The 17,329-nt window shown below is 67.6% G+C and carries 18 protein-coding genes; 9 read left to right on the top strand and 9 right to left on the bottom strand.

Features of this window, described 5'->3' with window-relative positions; genetic code table 11:
* Nucleotides 1-46: 46 nt before the first annotated feature.
* The 3 genes from aat to JJ685_RS10835 are packed head-to-tail and all read left to right on the top strand — an operon-like array spanning nt 47 to nt 2,457.
* Complete coding sequence (gene aat / locus JJ685_RS10825; RefSeq protein ID WP_201674243.1) at nt 47-802, top strand: leucyl/phenylalanyl-tRNA--protein transferase; 756 nt, start codon at nt 47-49, stop codon at nt 800-802.
* Nucleotides 799-1,608, top strand: coding sequence for an arginyltransferase (locus tag JJ685_RS10830; protein WP_201674244.1), 810 nt, complete (start codon nt 799-801; stop codon nt 1,606-1,608). The genes aat and JJ685_RS10830 overlap by 4 nt, the downstream gene beginning before the upstream one ends.
* 51 nt (nt 1,609-1,659) lie before the next feature.
* Nucleotides 1,660-2,457, top strand: a complete 798-nt coding sequence (locus JJ685_RS10835; RefSeq protein ID WP_201674245.1) for an IclR family transcriptional regulator — start codon at nt 1,660-1,662, stop codon at nt 2,455-2,457.
* 142 nt (nt 2,458-2,599) lie between these two features.
* On the opposite strand, the gene pbpG is transcribed toward JJ685_RS10835, so the two are convergent.
* From pbpG to JJ685_RS10875, 8 genes are all read right to left on the bottom strand, one after another.
* Nucleotides 2,600-3,646 carry a D-alanyl-D-alanine endopeptidase gene (gene pbpG, locus JJ685_RS10840; protein WP_408015465.1) on the bottom strand — a complete coding sequence of 349 codons (1,047 nt, stop codon included), beginning with the start codon at nt 3,644-3,646 and terminating at the stop codon, nt 2,600-2,602.
* A gap of 257 nt (nt 3,647-3,903) precedes the next feature.
* Nucleotides 3,904-5,454: a 2-isopropylmalate synthase gene (locus tag JJ685_RS10845; RefSeq protein ID WP_201674246.1), complete on the bottom strand. Its 1,551-nt coding sequence runs from the start codon at nt 5,452-5,454 to the stop codon at nt 3,904-3,906.
* A complete protein-coding gene (leuA, locus tag JJ685_RS10850) occupies nt 5,439-7,130 on the bottom strand; it encodes a 2-isopropylmalate synthase (protein ID WP_201674247.1) in 1,692 nt (563 codons plus the stop codon). The genes JJ685_RS10845 and leuA overlap by 16 nt, the downstream gene beginning before the upstream one ends.
* A gap of 207 nt (nt 7,131-7,337) precedes the next feature.
* The gene (gene pssA / locus JJ685_RS10855) at nt 7,338-8,150 is read right to left on the bottom strand and encodes a CDP-diacylglycerol--serine O-phosphatidyltransferase (RefSeq protein ID WP_201674248.1); all 813 of its coding nucleotides are present in this window, start codon (nt 8,148-8,150) and stop codon (nt 7,338-7,340) included.
* A 90-nt stretch (nt 8,151-8,240) separates the two neighbouring features.
* A complete protein-coding gene (locus tag JJ685_RS10860; protein ID WP_201674249.1) occupies nt 8,241-9,587 on the bottom strand; it encodes a class I SAM-dependent methyltransferase in 1,347 nt (448 codons plus the stop codon).
* Nucleotides 9,588-9,693: 106 nt separating this feature from the next.
* Nucleotides 9,694-10,710: a ketol-acid reductoisomerase gene (gene ilvC / locus JJ685_RS10865; RefSeq protein WP_201674250.1), complete on the bottom strand. Its 1,017-nt coding sequence runs from the start codon at nt 10,708-10,710 to the stop codon at nt 9,694-9,696.
* Nucleotides 10,711-10,756: 46 nt separating this feature from the next.
* On the bottom strand, nt 10,757-11,248 hold the full coding sequence (gene ilvN / locus JJ685_RS10870) for an acetolactate synthase small subunit (RefSeq protein WP_201674251.1): 492 nt from the start codon (nt 11,246-11,248) through the stop codon (nt 10,757-10,759).
* A gap of 214 nt (nt 11,249-11,462) precedes the next feature.
* Entirely contained in the window at nt 11,463-13,238 is a 1,776-nt protein-coding gene (locus JJ685_RS10875; RefSeq protein ID WP_201674252.1) for an acetolactate synthase 3 catalytic subunit, read from the bottom strand.
* Between the two features lie 278 nt (nt 13,239-13,516).
* On the opposite strand from JJ685_RS10875, the gene JJ685_RS10880 reads away from it, so the two are divergent.
* The 6 genes from JJ685_RS10880 to JJ685_RS10905 are packed head-to-tail and all read left to right on the top strand — an operon-like array spanning nt 13,517 to nt 16,790.
* Nucleotides 13,517-14,083: an RNA polymerase sigma factor gene (locus JJ685_RS10880; protein ID WP_201674253.1), complete on the top strand. Its 567-nt coding sequence runs from the start codon at nt 13,517-13,519 to the stop codon at nt 14,081-14,083.
* The gene (locus tag JJ685_RS10885) at nt 14,080-14,496 is read left to right on the top strand and encodes a DUF3619 family protein (protein WP_201674254.1); all 417 of its coding nucleotides are present in this window, start codon (nt 14,080-14,082) and stop codon (nt 14,494-14,496) included. Before JJ685_RS10880 ends, JJ685_RS10885 begins: the two co-directional genes overlap by 4 nt.
* Before the next feature lie 12 nt (nt 14,497-14,508).
* Entirely contained in the window at nt 14,509-15,279 is a 771-nt protein-coding gene (locus JJ685_RS10890; RefSeq protein WP_201674255.1) for a DUF3106 domain-containing protein, read from the top strand.
* Entirely contained in the window at nt 15,276-15,770 is a 495-nt protein-coding gene (locus tag JJ685_RS10895) for an RDD family protein (RefSeq protein ID WP_201674256.1), read from the top strand. The genes JJ685_RS10890 and JJ685_RS10895 overlap by 4 nt, the downstream gene beginning before the upstream one ends.
* A 31-nt stretch (nt 15,771-15,801) precedes the next feature.
* Nucleotides 15,802-16,206: a diacylglycerol kinase gene (locus tag JJ685_RS10900; RefSeq protein WP_201674257.1), complete on the top strand. Its 405-nt coding sequence runs from the start codon at nt 15,802-15,804 to the stop codon at nt 16,204-16,206.
* Nucleotides 16,203-16,790: an LOG family protein gene (locus tag JJ685_RS10905; RefSeq protein WP_201674258.1), complete on the top strand. Its 588-nt coding sequence runs from the start codon at nt 16,203-16,205 to the stop codon at nt 16,788-16,790. Before JJ685_RS10900 ends, JJ685_RS10905 begins: the two co-directional genes overlap by 4 nt.
* A 194-nt stretch (nt 16,791-16,984) precedes the next feature.
* Here the strand turns inward: JJ685_RS10905 and JJ685_RS10910 are convergent, their stop codons facing one another.
* Nucleotides 16,985-17,323: a P-II family nitrogen regulator gene (locus JJ685_RS10910; RefSeq protein ID WP_201674259.1), complete on the bottom strand. Its 339-nt coding sequence runs from the start codon at nt 17,321-17,323 to the stop codon at nt 16,985-16,987.
* Between the last annotated feature and the right edge of the window lie 6 nt (nt 17,324-17,329).

The following is a 17,329-nucleotide window of genomic DNA, read 5'->3' on the forward strand; positions in this document are numbered from 1 at the left end:
CGTCGGACGGGACGGGCACAATCGGGCTCCAGCCTGCCCGCGCACGATGAAAACGATGCACCTGCCCTGGCTCCAACCCGGCGACCCGTTCCCCGACCCGGCCGAGGCTTGGGATCAACGGCAGCCGGCCCCCGGCCTGCTGGCCGCCGGCGGCGCGCTGGACGTCGAGAGTCTGCAGCGCGCGTACGCCCGCGGCATCTTCCCCTGGTTCAGCGAGGGCCAGCCGATCCTGTGGTGGAGCACCGACCCGCGCATGGTGCTGTACACGAACGAGTTCAGGCTGCACCGCTCGCTGCGCAAGACCGTCGCGAAATTCGTGGCCGACCCGCGCTGCGAGATCCGCTTCGACAGCGACTTCGACGCCGTGATCCGGGCCTGCGCCTCCAGCCAGCGCCCGGGCCAGTCGGGCACCTGGATCGTGCCGGCCATGGTGGCGGCCTACCAGGCCTTCCACCGCGCCGGCTTCGCCCACAGCGTGGAGACCTGGATCGACGGCCAGCTCGCGGGCGGCCTGTACTGCGTGGTGATCGGGCGCGCGGTCTTCGGGGAATCCATGTTCACGCGCGTCCCGGATGCGTCCAAGATCGCACTCGGTGCGCTGGTGGCCTGGTGCCGGCAGGCGCAGGTGGGCGTGATCGACTGCCAGCAGAACACCCGCCATCTCGCGTCCCTGGGCGCCCGCGAGATCCCGCGGTCGGAATTTGTGCAACAAGTGTCCGTGCAGGCCCGCCGCCGCGGCGCACCGTGGCATTTCGAACCCGTATACTGGAACGCAGTCTTGCCGCACCCGACCCCCGCGTGACGCACCTCAAGGACCTCCCGCTCCAGACGCTGCAGTTCTACGCCACGGCGCCGTATCCGTGCAGCTACCTGCCGGGCCGGCAGGCGCGATCGCAGGTGGCCACGCCCAGCCACCTGATCCACAACGACGCCTACTCGGACCTCGTGACCAGCGGGTTCCGCCGCAGCGGCATGTTCACCTACCGGCCCTACTGCGACGGCTGCCGCGCCTGCGTGCCGCTGCGCGTGCTGGTGGACCAGTTCCAGCCGGCCCGCACCCAGCGCCGCGCGTGGACGCGCCATGCCGGCCTGCAGGCGCGGGTGCTGAAGCTGTGCTTCGTGCCGGAGCACTACCACCTGTACCTGCGCTACCAGACCGGCCGCCACGCGGGCGGTGGCATGGACCACGACAGCATCGACCAGTACACGCAGTTCCTGCTGCAGAGCCGCGTCAATTCGCGCCTGGTCGAATTCCGCGAGAAGCTGCCGGACGGCAGCATCGGGGCGCTGCGGATGGTGTCCATCCTCGACGTGCTGAATGACGGCATCTCCGCGGTCTACACCTTCTACGACCCCGACCCGAGCGCCAGCTACGGCACCTACAGCGTGCTGTGGCAGATCGACCAGGCGCGGCGCCTGCGCCTGCCGCACGTCTACCTGGGCTACTGGATCCAGGAGAGCGCGAAGATGAACTACAAGTCGCGCTTCCACCCGCACGAGGTGCTGGTGGAAGGCGAGTGGAAGCGCGGGGACGGCTCGCCGGCCACCGCCGGTGCGCTGCGCCCGATCGCCCCGCCCGCTCCTTTGCGCCGCGACAAGACCCGCTAGCGACAGGCTGCGGTTTCACAAGATAAAATGCCGGGGCAACCTACAGCCCCAATGAGAAAAACCGACGCCCAGGCCCCCGCCACGCCGACCATCCAGGTCATCGAGCGCATGTTCGCGCTGATCGACGTGCTCGCCTCGCGGGAAGAAGCCATCTCCCTCAAGGAAATCAGCGAGAAGACGGGCCTGCACCCGTCGACCACGCACCGCATCCTGAACGACCTGGCGACCGGCCGCTTCGTGGACCGGCCGGAAGCGGGCAGCTATCGGCTGGGCATGCGCCTGCTGGAGCTGGGCAACCTGGTCAAGGCGCGCCTGAACGTGCGCGACGCGGCCCTGACGCCCATGCGCGAACTGCACAAGCAGATCCAGCAGCCGGTGAACCTGAGCGTGCGCCAGGGCGACGAGATCGTCTACGTGGAGCGCGCCTACAGCGAGCGCTCCGGCATGCAGGTGGTCCGCGCCATCGGCGGCCGGGCCCCGCTGCACCTCACCTCCACCGGCAAGCTGTTCCTGGCCGTGGACGACCCGCAGCGCGTGCGCGCCTACGCCACCCGCACCGGCCTGGCAGGGCACACCAAGAACAGCATCACCCAGCTCCCGGTGCTGGAGCGGGAACTGGCCAAGGCGCGCCAGTACGGCATCGCGCGGGACAACGAGGAACTCGAGCTGGGCGTGCGCTGCATGGCCGCCGGCATCTACGACGACCAGGCGCGCCTGGTGGCGGGCCTGTCGATCTCCGCCCCGGCCGACCGCCTGGACGAGAGCTGGCTGGGCAAGCTGCAGTCGACCGCGCAGGAGATCTCGGCGGCCCTGGGCTACAAGCCGCCGACGCAGCGAATGGCGGCGTAAGAGGGAAACAAGACAGCCGAACGCAGAGGGCGCAAAGGATACGCAGAGGACGCAGAAAACCCTCAATTCCTGAGGATGTCTTCTGCGTCTTTTGCGTGTCCTTTGCGCCCTCTGCGTTCGGCTGTCGGGTTTTCGAGCGTGGTTAGCCGTTCACCTGCCGGATCAGCGTGTTTCCCGTGGGCAGCGGCACGCCGCTCGGCGAGTGCGTCTCGACCCACTTGCGCACCCGCTCGGCGTCCGCGATCCGGCTCAGCTTGCCGGCGGAATCCAGGAACACCATGATCAGCTTGCGGCCGGCGACCTTCGCCTGCATCACCAGGCACTGCCCCGCCTCGGAGATGTAGCCGGTCTTCTGCAGGTCGATCTCCCAGGCCGGGTTCTTCACCAGGCGGTTGGTGGTGTGGAACTGCATCGTGCGGTTGCCGACTTCCACCTGGCGTTCCGCCGAAGTGGAGAACTCGCGCAGGATCGGGTCGTTGGAGGCGAAGGCCACCAGGCGCGCCAGGTCCTGGGCGCTCGACTGGTTGCGGCTGGACAAGCCCGTGGGCTCGACGTAGCGCGTGTCGTTCATCCCCAGCAGCTTGGCGCGCTGGTTCATCGCCTCGACGAAGGCGTTCAAGCCGCCCGGATAGGTGCGGCCCAGCGCGTGCGCGGCGCGGTTTTCGCTGGACATCAGGGCCAGGTGCATCAGCTCGCTGCGACTGAGCGTGGCGCCCACCCGCAGGCGCGAGCCGGTGAACTTCTCGGTGTCGACGTCTTCCTGGCTGATGGTGATGGCTTCGTCCATCGGCAGCTTGGCCTCGCTGACGACCAGGCCCGTCATCAGCTTGGTGATCGAGGCGATCGGCAGCACGGCGGAATCGTTCTTGCTCAGGAGCACCTCACGCGTGTCCTGGTCGATCACCAGGGCGACGCTGGAACGCAGGTCGAGTTCGTCCTGGGTGGAGTGCAGGCCGGCCATCTGGCCGAAGGACGGCTTCGAAGGCGCCAGGCGCACGATGGAACGGGACTGCCTGGCCACCAGGGTCTGGCGACCGACGGCGTAGGTCTTGGTCACCCGCGCGCGCTTCACCACGCTCACCGAAGCTTCCTTCTTGACCACACGCTTCTGGGGAGTCGCTTGCACCGCCGCGGGTGCGAGCGACAGGGCCAGGACACTCAGGGCAATGGCATGTAGGAAGCGCTTCAAGATCGGTACTCCGGCAACGACGTCTCGGGTGTAGGAAACAACTGACACCGCAGGTACGAGAGTGTACTTCTGCAGCGGGCTCGTTGTGGCAAACGTTACAAAAATCAATGACTTAGGAAGGTAACCTAATGGTAAAGCTCGGCCGTGGGGGATTTCCCGGAGCTGGACGGTCGCGTTTCGGTCCCCGGCGGTTGCGATCGCGCAAAAAGAAAGGCCGTGGCCCAAGGCCACGGCCTTTACCCGACCAGCCGATTCGGCTATAGCGGCCCGCCGCCCTGCGCCGGGACCTTGTCGACCTTGCTGGACAACTTGTTCAGCGCGCTCAGGTAGGCCTTGGCCGAGGCGACCACGATGTCCGGGTCCGCGCCGACGCCGTTGACGATGCGGCCGGAGTTCTGCAGCCGCACCGTGACCTCGCCCTGGCTTTCCGTCGATCCGCTGATGGCATTGACCGAATAGAGCACCATCTCGGCGCCGCTCTTCACGTGGCTCTCGATCGCCTTCAGCGAGGCATCCACCGGGCCGTTGCCGTCGGATTCGCCGCGCACCTCCCTGCCGTCGACCGTGAACACGACCTCGGCGTGCGGCCGCTCGCCGGTCTCGCTGTGCTGGCGCAGGGAGACCAGGCGGTAGGTCTCCTGCTCGTGCGTCACCGACTCGTCGCTCACCAGCGCGAGGATGTCCTCGTCGAAGATCTCGCTCTTGCGGTCGGCCAGTTCCTTGAACTTGGCGAAGGCCGTGTTGATGTCGGCCTCGCTTTCGAGCTGCACGCCCAGTTCCTGCAGGCGCGCCTTGAAGGCGTTGCGGCCCGAGAGCTTGCCCAGCACGATCTTGTTGGCCGTCCAGCCCACGTCCTCGGCCCGCATGATCTCGTAGGTGTCGCGCGCCTTCAGCACGCCGTCCTGGTGGATGCCGCTGGCGTGGGCGAAGGCATTGGCGCCCACGACCGCCTTGTTCGGCTGCACCACGAAGCCGGTGGTCTGGCTGACCATGCGGCTGGCGGGCACGATGTGCTGGGTGTCGATGTTGACCTCGAGGCCGAAGTAGTCCTTGCGGGTCTTCACGGCCATCACGATCTCTTCCAGCGAGCAGTTGCCGGCCCGCTCGCCCAGGCCGTTGATCGTGCACTCGACCTGGCGCGCGCCGCCGATCTTCACCCCGGCCAGCGAGTTCGCCACCGCCATGCCCAGGTCGTTGTGGCAGTGCACCGACCAGACGGCCTTGTCCGAGTTCGGGATGCGTTCGCGCAGCTGCTTCAGGAAGCTGCCGTACAGCTCCGGCACCGCGTAGCCCACGGTATCGGGCACGTTGATCGTGGTGGCCCCCTCCCGGATCACGGTCTCCAGGACGCGGCACAGGAAATCGATGTCGCTGCGGTAGCCATCCTCGGGCGAGAACTCGACGTCGGCGCAGAGGTTGCGCGCGAAACGCACCGACTGCTTCGCCTGCTCCAGCACCTGGTCGGGCGTCATCCGCAGCTTCTTCTCCATGTGCAGCGGCGAGGTCGCGATGAAGGTATGGATGCGGGCGCGGGCCGCGCCCTTGAGCGCCTCCGCGGCGCGCGATATGTCGCGGTCGTTGGCGCGCGACAGCGAGCAGATGGTCGACTCCCTGATCGCGTTGGCGATGGCCTGCACGGCCTCGAAGTCGCCGTTGGAGCTGGCGGCGAAGCCGGCCTCGATCACGTCCACGCGCAGGCGCTCGAGCTGGCGCGCGATGCGCAGCTTCTCGTCCTTGGTCATGGAGGCGCCGGGCGATTGCTCGCCATCGCGCAGCGTCGTGTCGAAGATGATCAGTTGGTCTGCCATGTGGATTCCTCTTGTTCGGTCGCGAGGCCGGCGCGCTGCAGGCCCGAGACGATCGCCTTCAGCGAGGCCGAGACGATGTTGCCGTCCATGCCCACGCCGAACAGCGTCCGCTCGCCCACCCGCAGCTCCAGGTAGGCCACGGCCCGCGCGTCGGCGCCCGAGGCGATCGCATGCTCATGGTAGTCCAGCACGCGCAGGGGTTCGCCCAAGGCCTGGCTCAGCCCTTCGACGAAGGCGTCGATCGGCCCGTTGCCGGCGCCGGTGACGCTGAGCGTACGGCCGCCGCCCATGCGCACTTGCGCTTCCAGCGTGACCAACTCGCCCGGCGCGCCCGACTCCAGCACCTGGTGCGCCACCGTGGCGCGGCCGATGCGGTACTCGTTGCCGAACAGGGTCCACAGGTCCTGCGCCGACAGCTCCTTGCCGCTGGCGTCCATCACGCCCTGCACCACCTGGCTGAACTCGATCTGCAGGCGGCGCGGCAGCTCCAGCCCGTACTCGGCCTCCAGCAGGTAGGAGATGCCGCCCTTGCCGGACTGGCTGTTGACGCGGATCACGGCCTCGTAGCTGCGGCCCAGGTCCTTGGGGTCGATCGGCAGGTAGGGCATGTCCCAGAGGTCGCCCTCCCTGCGCGCGGAGAAGGCCTTCTTGATCGCGTCCTGGTGCGAACCGGAGAAGGAGGTGTAGACCAGGTCGCCCACATAGGGATGGCGCGGATGCACCGGCAGCTGGTTGCAGTGCTCCACGGTGCGGCGGATCTCGTCGATGTCCGAGAAATCCAGGCCCGGGTCGACGCCCTGGCTGTACAGGTTCAGCGCCACGTTCACGAGGTCCAGGTTGCCGGTGCGCTCGCCGTTGCCGAACAGGCAGCCTTCGAGGCGGTCCGCGCCGGCCATCACGGCGAATTCGCCGGCGGCGGTGCCGGTGCCGCGGTCGTTGTGCGGGTGCACCGAGAGCACGATGGCGTCGCGCCGCGCCAGGTGGCGGTGCATCCACTCGATCATGTCGGCGAAGATGTTGGGCGTGGAGTGCTCCACGGTGGAAGGCAGGTTGACGATGCACTTGCGCGCCGGCGTCGGTTGCCACACCCCGGTGACCGCATCGACGACCCGCTTGGCGAAGGCGAGCTCGGTGCCGGAGAACATCTCGGGCGAGTACTGGAACACCCAGTCGGTTTCGGGCTGCTGCGCGGCCAGTTCCCTGAACAGCTTCGCCTGGGAGGTGGCGAGATCGACGATGCCGTCCTCGTCCAGCCCCAGGACCACCTTGCGCATCACCGGCGCGGTGGCGTTGTACAGGTGGACGATGGCGCGGCGCGCGCCCTTGAGCGACTCGAAGGTGCGGCGAATGAGCGGCTCGCGGGCCTGCGTCAGCACCTGGATCGTGACGTCGTCCGGGATCAGGTCGTCCTCGATCAGCCTGCGCACGAAGTCCCATTCCACCTGCGAGGCCGAGGGGAAGCCGACCTCGATCTCCTTGAAGCCGATCGCCACCAGGGCCTCGAACATGCGCAGCTTGCGCGGGATGTCCATGGGTTCGATCAGCGCCTGGTTGCCGTCGCGCAGGTCCACGCTGCACCACACGGGGGGCTTCGCCAGCACCGCGTCGGGCCAGGTGCGGTCGGCCAGGCGCACGGGGGCGAAGGGGCGGTACTTGCTCGCGGGGTTCTTCAGCATGGGCATCGGTGTTCTCGCTTCGTGGTTTCGTGGAACCAGCAGCCCCAATGAAAAACGGCCCGCTGCTGGTGCATACGGGCCGTCAGTCCGGGAATACGCGTGCGCGCTACCGTCTCCGCCCGTGGGGGATGAGTAGTAGGGCCAGCGCGATACGGTTCATGTTCTCGACTTTAGCACAGGACCTCGCGCAGGCCCCATCAGGGTTTTCTACCGGTGCAATCCGCTCTCTTCCGGCTCGTCGGTGGAGGTGCTGATCACGCTCGCGCGCTCGCCGCGGGCCTTGCGCCAGAAGTACATGGCGTAGCCGGAGAGGCCGTAGACGATGAACACGCCGAACAGCACCGCGGGCGGATAGATGTTGATGACGGCGATGCCCAGGGCGATCAGCACGATCACCGCGAAGGGCACGCTCTTCTTCATCTGGATGTCCTTGAAGCTGTAGAAGGGGACGTTAGTCACCATGGTGAGCCCCGCGTACAGCGCCACGCCGAACATGATCCAGGCGGCATCGAAGCCCTTCACGCCGTACTCGGTCATGAGCCAGATGAAGCCGGTGACCAGCGCGGCGGCGGCCGGCGACGGCAGGCCCTGGAAGTAGCGCTTGTCGACCACGGCCGTGTTGACGTTGAAGCGGGCGAGCCGCAGGGCGGCGCAGGCGCAGTAGACGAAGGCGGCGATCCAGCCCCAGCGGCCCAGGCCCCTCAGGGCCCACTCGTAGGCGATCAGCGCCGGGGCGGCGCCGAAGGAGACCATGTCGGAGAGCGAGTCCATCTGCTCGCCGAAGGCGCTCTGCGTGTTGGTCATGCGGGCCACGCGGCCGTCGAGGCTGTCCAGCACCATGGCGCAGAACACGCCGGCGGCCGCCAGGTCGAAGCGGCCGTTCATGGCCATCACGATGGCGTAGAAGCCGCCGAACAGGGCCGCGAGCGTGAAGAGGTTGGGCAGGATGTAGATGCCCTTGCGCCGCTTGCGCACCACCACCCCTTCGGTCGCTAGCTCGTCTTCGTGTCCGTCGTGCATGGGAGGGAGTGTACGGCGGGCGGTGGGGGGGAAATACAACGCGCCCTTCGCGCCGTGGCCGCCTCCGGGGACAACGCCCGTGCGGGCGGACTAGGAGCCCGCCCCGGCCGCGGCACCCGGCAGCGCCAGGGCAGCGGCGTCGCCGCGAAACGGATACGCCAGCATGGGCGGCGGCGGAGTGTCCTTGTGCCGCAGGCACACCCAGTTGAGGGCGTTGAAGCGCTCCAGGTCCGGCGCGGCCGACGCGGCAAGCTCCTGCGCCGGGACATGCAGCGCGCGTGCGGCATCGCCCCAGATCTCGGCCAGGGTCCGCGCCGAATTCACGCGGGAGAGGCACGCCAGGGCGCCCGTCGAGGGGGCCAGGCTGAAGGGACGGCGACTGGACAGCGGCACCTCCCCGGCGCCCTGCGCGACCAGCTGCTGCGAGGCTTCCGCCGCGGCGCCCGTCAGGAAGAAAGGCACCATGTCCGGATCGAGGAAGCTGGCCGCCGCGCGGCCCGGACGCGCGGCATAGAGTCCGTGCACGTACATGTGCCCGTGGAGCAGTTCGCCGATCGCCTGCCGCTCGGGCGTCGCTCGGGCGGAGAGCCTCGTGTTCAATGGCGCCCCGCCGAAATACACCTCGGGCTCGTATTCCAGGCGCAGGGTCCGGAAGAAGTTGGTGAAGTTGACGATGGACAGCCCCGCGCCCTCGACGAACCGGTACAGCTCCGGCACGGTGTACGCGCGATCCTGCGCATGCAGGAAGGTGTCGACGATGTTCGCATCGTCCCCGACCATCGATCCGATCACCTCGGGACTGCGCCCTCGCAGCATGAGGTGGGAAGGAGACAGGGCGCGCAGCGAGTCCTTGAAGTTCGCAACCTGGGCGTGCAGGTCCGGTTCGTCGCGGTTGACCAGCCGCATCAGGTCCTGCATGGCGTAGACATCCGCGCGTCCGTAGCGCCCATAGACCATCAAGCCCATGGCGCCGTCTTCCGCCAGGACTTGCGTCAGGGCGCGCAGCCCTGCATCGGGATCCGCCAGGTGGTGCAGCACGCCCAGGCAGCTGACGTAGTCGAACTCGCCCAGGCCCAATCGCGGCGCATCCACCAGCGAGGCATGGATCCAGCGGATGCGGTCTTCCAGGCCGCGCGCCCGCGCGCGTTGCCGGGCGACGGCCAGGCTCGCCTCGCTGATGTCGACGCAGACGATCTCCGCATCGGTGTCGCGCAGCTGCGCGGCCAGGAAGATCGGCGAGTCACCGGTGCCGCCGCCGGCGACCAGGGCCCTGAAGCCCCGCGAGAAGTCGCGTCGCCCGCCGAATGCGTGGTGATTGACCTTGCCCAGGATGTCCGTGCGCGTGAGCGGCAGGCTGCCCGGCTTTTCGGCAGCGGGCGTGCGCGCGGGAAAGGGGTAGGTCTCGTACAGGTCCCGAACCTTGGGGTTATCCGCCATGCACGCAGTCTAGGGAGACCGCGGGTCCAAGTACACCCCTTCCATGACGAAGGCCGCCCGAGGGCGGCCTTCCCGGGCCCCCCGCCTGCGCGGGGGTGACGGCTGCTTAGTTGCGGCTCTGGTCCACCAGCTTGTTCTTCTTGATCCAGGGCATCATCGCGCGCAGCTGCTCGCCCACCACCTCGATGGAGTGCTCGGCGTTCAGGCGGCGGCGCGACTGCAGGGTCGGGGCACCGGCGCGGTTTTCCAGGATGAAGCTCTTGGCGTATTCGCCGGTCTGGATGTCCTTCAGCACCTTCTTCATGACCTGCTTGGTCTCGTCGGTGATGACGCGCGGGCCCGTGACGTACTCGCCGTACTCCGCGTTGTTGGAGATCGAGTAGTTCATGTTCGCGATGCCGCCTTCGTAGATCAGGTCCACGATCAGCTTCAGCTCGTGCAGGCACTCGAAGTAGGCCATCTCGGGCGCGTAGCCGGCTTCCACCAGCGTCTCGTAGCCGGCCTTGATCAGTTCCACGGTGCCGCCGCACAGCACGGCCTGCTCGCCGAACAGGTCGGTCTCGGTCTCCTCGCGGAAGTTGGTCTCGATGATGCCGGCCTTGCCGCCGCCGTTGGCCATGGCGTAGGACAGCGCCAGGTCGCGCGCGCGGCCCGACTTGTCGGCATGCACGGCCACCAGGTGGGGCACGCCGCCGCCCTGGGTGTAGGTGTTGCGCACGGTGTGGCCCGGGGCCTTGGGCGCGACCATCCACACGTCGAGGTCGGCACGCGGCACGACCTGGCCGTAATGCACGTTGAAGCCGTGGGCGAACGCCAGCGAGGCGCCCTGCTTGATATTCGGCTCGACGTCGTTCTTGTACACGGTGGCGATCTGCTCGTCGGGCAGCAGGATCATCACGACGTCGGCGGACTTCACGGCCTCGCCCACTTCGGCGACCTTCAGGCCGGCCTTCTCCACCTTGGGCCAGCTGGCGCCGCCCTTGCGCAGGCCCACGATGACCTTGACGCCGCTGTCGTTCAGGTTCTGCGCATGCGCGTGGCCTTGCGAGCCGTAGCCGATGATGGCAACCGTCTTGCCCTTGATCAGGCTCAGGTCACAGTCCTTGTCGTAATAAACCTTCATGGTCTCTCCAGGTGAATCTTGTGGGGGTGATGAAATGGCTCGGGGCTCAGACGCGCAGAATGCGCTCGCCGCGGCCGATGCCGCTGGCGCCGGTGCGCACCGTCTCCAGGATGGCGCCGCGGTCGATGGCCTGCAGGAAGGCGTCGTTCTTGGACTGATCGCCGGTGAGCTCGATGGTGTAGCTCTTGTCGGTGACGTCGATGACGCGGCCGCGGAAGATGTCCGCCATGCGCTTCATCTCCTCGCGTTCCTTGCCCACCGCGCGCACCTTCACCATCATGAGCTCGCGCTCGGTGTAGCTGCCCTCGGTGAGGTCGACCACCTTCACCACCTCGATGAGGCGGTTCAGGTGCTTGGTGATCTGCTCGATCACGTCGTCGGAGCCGGTGGTCTGGATCGTCATGCGCGACAGCGACGGGTCTTCCGTCGGCGCCACGGTGAGCGATTCGATGTTGTAGCCGCGGGCCGAAAACAGGGCCACCACGCGGGACAGGGCGCCGGGCTCGTTCTCGAGCAGCACGGCAATGATGTGCTTCATGTCTGATTCCTCTTTTCGCCGCCCTCCCCCGCTGCCGGTAAGCAGCGGGCTCGGCGGGCAATAGATTCGTCTTCGGGTTGGTGAAAAACCGAATACCGAACGCAGGGGCGCAGAGATTACGCAGAGGACGCAGAAAAAACCTTCAAAAATCTTCTCTTTGCCTTTTCTGCGTCTTCTGCGATTCCTTTGCGTCCTCTGCGTTCGGCTGTCTTGTTTAAAGGTCTTCGGAACCGAGCAGCATCTCGGTGATGCCCTGCCCCGCCTTCACCATCGGCCAGACGTTTTCCGTCGGGTCGGTGCGGAAGTCCATGAACACGGTGCGGTCCTTCAGCTTGCGCGCTTCGCGCAGCGCCGGCTCCACGTCCTGCGGGCGTTCGATCAGCATGCCGACGTGGCCATAGGCCTCGGCCAGCTTCACGAAATTGGGCAGCGCGTCCATGTAGCTGTGCGAGTAGCGGCCTTCGTAGTCGAGCTGCTGCCACTGCCGCACCATGCCGAGGTAGCGGTTGTTCAGCGAGACGATCTTGATCGGCGTGTTGTATTGCAGGCAGGTCGAGAGTTCCTGGATGCACATCTGCACCGAACCCTCGCCCGTGATGCAGTACACCTCGGACTCCGGCTTCGCCAGCTTGATGCCCATGGCGTACGGGATGCCCACGCCCATGGTGCCCAGGCCGCCGGAGTTGATCCAGCGGCGCGGCTGCGGGAACTTGTAGAACTGCGCGGCCCACATCTGGTGCTGGCCCACGTCGGACGTGATGTAGGTCTCCACGTCCTTCGTCATGTTCCACAGCGTCTCGATCACGTGCTGCGGCTTGATCACGTCGCGGTTGCCGCGGTCGTAGCGCAGGCAGTCGCGCTTGCGCCAGCCCTCGATGGTCTCCCACCAGCCGCCCAGCGCGGAGGCGTCCGGCTTCGCGCCCGACTCCTTGATCTGCGAGATCAGCTCGTTCAGCACTTCCTTGACGTCGCCGACGATCGGGATGTCCACGCGCACGCGCTTGGAGATGCTCGACGGGTCCACGTCGATGTGGATGATCTTGCGCTCGTGCGCCGCGAAGTGCTTCGGGTTGCCGATCACGCGGTCGTCGAACCGCGCGCCCACGGCCAGCAGCACGTCGCAGTTCTGCATCGCGTTGTTGGCCTCGAAGGTGCCGTGCATGCCCAGCATGCCGAGGAACTTCGGGTCGGTGCCGGGCATGGCGCCCAGCCCCATCAGCGTGTTCGTGACGGGGTAGCCGAGCAGGCTGACCAGCGCGCGCAGTTCCTCGGTGGCGTTGCCCAGGACCACACCGCCGCCGGTGTAGATGTAGGGACGCTTGGCGGCCATCAGCAGCTGCACCGCCTTGCGGATCTGGCCGCTGTGGCCCTTGTGGACCGGCTTGTACGAGCGCATCTCGACCTTGTCCGGATAGCCGGTGTACGCCGTCTTGTTGAAGGACACATCCTTGGGGATGTCCACCACCACCGGGCCGGGACGGCCGCTGCGGGCGATGTGGAAGGCCTTCTTGAGCACTTCCGCCAGGTCGCGCACGTCCTTCACCAGGAAGTTGTGCTTGACGATGGGGCGGGTGATGCCGACCGTGTCGCATTCCTGGAAGGCGTCCATGCCGATCGCGGCCGTGGGGACCTGCCCGGTGACGATCACCATCGGGATCGAATCCATGTAGGCGGTGGCGATGCCGGTCACGGCGTTGGTCACGCCCGGACCGGAGGTCACCAGCGCCACGCCGACGTCGCCGGTCGCGCGGGCGTAGCCGTCGGCGGCGTGCACCGCGGCCTGCTCGTGGCGCACCAGCACGTGCTGGATCGTGTCCTGCTTGTAGAACGCGTCGTAGATGTGCAGCACCGCGCCGCCGGGGTAGCCCCAGACGTACTTGACGTTCTCGGCCTGGAGGCACTTGACGAGGATTTCGGCGCCGCGGAGGTCCTGGGTCTGGCCGGCCTGGGCGGCCGCCGCGGAGCTGAGCTCCGTCTTCGTGATTTCCATGATCAACCTTTCGGGTTTCGAACTACGAACCTTGGGGTGCCCCTTCGCCCGCTCTCGTGAAGCTGCGTCGGGACTTAGAGCACCAGGCCATGGGCGGGCGCGTCGCACCGCCGGACCAGGACTCGTTTGCCTTTTGACTTGCCGCGCCATTATCGCACTGCAACAGAAGAGCGCCCAGACCCCCTCCGCGGCGGTGCCATAATTTCCGACTGCCCAGCCGCACCTGCGGCCTGGGCGCCACATATAACCCGAAGCTCCACCGCCGCCCCCCGGACTCCTTGGCCACCGAACGCGAACTCTCGGACTTCCTGCAGAGCGTGGAACGACGCGCCTTCAAGCGCAGCGTCTACCACGTGCGTGACGAGGAAGCCGCGCTGGACATCGTGCAGGACAGCATGATGAAGCTGGCGGAGCACTACGGCGACAAACCGGCCGCCGAACTGCCCATGCTGTTTCAGCGGATCCTGTCGAACTGCACCCTCGACTGGTTCCGACGGCAGAAGACGCGCAACGCCCTGTTCTCCAACCTGAGCGACTTCGAGTCCGCCTCCGACGAGGGGGAATTCGACCTGCTGGAAACTTATACCGCTTCGGACCCATCCCAGCAGGTGGAGAGCGCGGAAGACGCCACGCGACGGGCCCAGATCTTGCGTGAAATCGAAACGGAGATTCTGGAGCTGCCCGCCCGTCAACGCGAAGCCTTCTTGATGCGTTACTGGGAGGACATGGATGTTGCAGAAACCGCTGCAGCCATGGGCTGCTCGGAAGGCAGTGTCAAGACGCACTGCTCCCGGGCGGTAGCGGCCCTCAGCAAAGCACTGAAGGCAAAGGGAATTCAACTATGACCAACACGGACTCACTGCTCGCCCAACGCCAGGCAGACCAGTTCGGCCGCGCGGTCGCCATGCGCCTGTCGGCCGGCTCCGAGGAGCTGCCGTACGAGGTCCGTGAACGTCTGCGGGCCGTGCGCGTGCGCGCCGTCGAAGCCCGCAGGAAGCCGGCCGTCGCGCCGGTCGTGGTCGGCCGCGGCCCGTCCGCGTCGCTGGCCCTCGAACGCAGCTGGCTGCATCGCATCGCCTCCGTCCTGCCGATCGTGCTGCTGGCGGCCGGCCTCGTCCTGCTCCACACCTTCCAGACGGAACGCCGCGCCAGTGAACTGGCCGAGGTCGACGCCGCCCTGCTGACGGACGATCTTCCGCCCGCGGCCTACGCCGATCCGGGATTCGTGCAGTTCCTGAAATCCGGGCGCGGCGAGTAACCTGCCCGGACCATGAGCGCCCGCGCCCGCCCGCAATTCGCCCTCGCCTGCGGCCTCCTCGCCGCCGGCGTGGTGCTGGGCGCCGTGGCGGCCGAAGGGGTCCCGCCCCCGCCCAATCCCGCCGTGGCTGCGCCGGCCCCGGTGCCGGCCGCGCCCGCCACGCCGTCGGTGGCCGCGCCGTCGGCGGCCGCGCTCGCCCAGAACAACAAGCCCTCGGTCTCCACGCGGGCGCCGATCCGCCCCGCGCAGGTGCGCAACGCCCCGGCGCCCCGCCCGGAATCCAGCCCCACCTGGGCCGAACTGACGCCCCAGCAGCAGCAATCGCTGGCGCCGCTGTCCGGCACCTGGCGCGTCCTGAGCGAGGCGCACAAGCGCAAGTGGCTGGCGCTGTCGCAGAACTACCCCACCATGCCGCCCGGCGAGCAGGCCCGCCTGCACAGCCGGATGGCGGAATGGGCGGCCCTGTCGCCCCAGCAGCGCACCCAGGCCCGCCTGAACTTCGCCGAAAGCCAGAAGCTCAGCCCGGACGACAAGCGCGCCAAGTGGGAGGCCTACCAGAACCTGTCGCCGGAAGAAAAGCGCAAGCTCGCGGCCGGCGCGGCGGCGGCCAAGCCGGCGCCGCCGCCCACCGCCGTGGCGGAGAAGCCGGTGCCGCAGCAGAAGCTGGCGCACGTCCCCAAGCCGAAGAAGGCGGATAACGGCAGCGCGAAGATCGCGGTCGTGCCCGGCCAGATCAACACCACCACCCTGCTGCCGCAGCCGCTAGCGCCGGTCCAGCCTTGAGCCCCTCGCTTCCCCTGGCCGCGCCCGGCCTCGCGCGGCGCCTCGCCTGCCTGTTCTACGATGCCTTCCTGGCCTTCGGGATCGCGCTGGCCACCGCCTTCGTCTTCTCCGTCCTCACGCAGATGCGGCACGCGCTGTCCGGGCGCGAGGCCCTCGGCGTGGTGATCGCGCTCGTGCTGGGCGGCTATTTCACCTGGTGCTGGACCAAGGGCCGCACCCTCCCGATGCAGACCTGGCGGATCCGGATCGTGGACCGCCAGGGCCAGCCGCTCACGCTGGCGCGCGCCTGGTGGCGCTACCTCCTGTGCACCGTCTGGGTCCTTCCGCCCATCGCATTCTTCGCCCACCGGCACCTGGCGGACTGGAAGCCGGTCACGGCCGCCCTCTTCGGCTGGGTCGCGTTCTGGGCCCTTCTGAGCCTGCTGCACCCGCAGCGCCAGTTCTGGCACGACGCCTGGGCCGGCACGCGCCTGGTCGATGCCGCCGGATGAGCGGGCCGGCGGCGTCGGCGACAATGGCGGGATGTCCCATCGCAAGGCGCTTCCCGAGTACGTGAACGAGCAGAAGGGCCGCACCGGCTTCAGCCGCGTGTGGCACGCCGCCGGCTATTCGATGGCCGGGCTGCGCGCGGGCTGGGAGGAAGCGGCGTTCCGGCTGGAAGCCTGCCTGTCCTTCGTCTTGGTTCCGCTCGCGTTCTTCCTGGGCCGCGGCTGGGTCGAAGTGGCCCTGCTGGCCGGTTCGGTGCTGATCGTGATGATGGTGGAACTCCTCAACACCGCCGTCGAGGCCGCCATCGACCGGATCGGCCCGGAACGGCACGAACTCTCCAAGCGCGCCAAGGACATGGGCAGCGCGGCGGTCTTCCTGGCGCTGCTGCTGGCCGGCGGCATCTGGCTCACGGCGCTGGTGCGCTTCTTCTCCGCATGAAACCTGCCTTTTCCCTCTGCGTGTACTGCGGCTCCCGGGTGGGCGCCGACACGCGCTTCGCCACCGCGGCGGCCGACGTCGGCCGCTGGATCGGCCAGCACGGCGGCCAGCTGGTCTACGGCGGCGGCAACAACGGCCTGATGGGCGTGATGGCCGATGCGGCGCTGGATGCCGGCGCCCGGGTGGTCGGCGTGATCCCGCATTCGATGGTCGAGCGCGAGTGGGCCAAGCGCGACTGCACCGAGCTGCACATCGTGGAGAACATGCACCAGCGCAAGAGCCTCATGGCCGAACGCGCCGACGCCTTCCTCGCCCTGCCGGGCGGCATCGGGACCTTCGAGGAATTCTTCGAGGCCTGGACGTGGAAGCAGCTCGGCTTCCACCGCAAGCCGGTGGGCCTGTTCGACCTCGGGGGCTACTACCAGCCGCTGCTGCACTTCCTGCAGGAAAGCGTGCGCAGCGGCTTCATGAGCGAATGGCAGCTGGACCTGCTCACGATCGGCAGCGACCTCGACGCCCTGCTCGCCAGCCTGGTCGAAGGCGCGCGCATGAGCCCGCGCGGGGTGGACACGTCGGAGATCTGAGGCTGCGGCCTGGGATGGGCCGCTGGATAAACCGAACAGCCGAACGCAGAGGGCGCAGAGGTTCCGCAGAGGACGCAGAAAAAACCCTTGAATACTATCGAGGTTTTTTCTGCGTCTTCTGCGTACCTTTGCGCCCTCTGCGTTCGCTGTTCGGTTTTTTCTAGCGGCCCATCAAGTGACTCGCCGCTTCAACCTCACACCGCCGATTCGTCGATCTCGCCGGTGCGGATGCGCACCACGCGTTCCACGCTGGTGATGAAGATCTTGCCGTCGCCGATCTTGCCGGTGCGGGCGGCGTTGACGATCGCGTCGACGCAGCGGTCCACGTCGTCGTCCTTCACCACCACCTCGATCTTCACCTTGGGCAGGAAGTCGACGACGTACTCGGCCCCCCGGTAAAGCTCCGTATGGCCCTTCTGGCGGCCGAAACCCTTGACCTCGGTGACGGTCAGGCCGGTGACGCCGCATTCCGCCAGGCCTTCGCGCACCTCCTCGAGCTTGAAGGGTTTGACGATGGCGGTGATCTGCTTCATGGATTC

This window comes from Ramlibacter monticola (genome assembly GCF_016722785.1).
Classification (GTDB): Bacteria; Pseudomonadota; Gammaproteobacteria; order Burkholderiales; family Burkholderiaceae_C; genus Ramlibacter; species Ramlibacter monticola.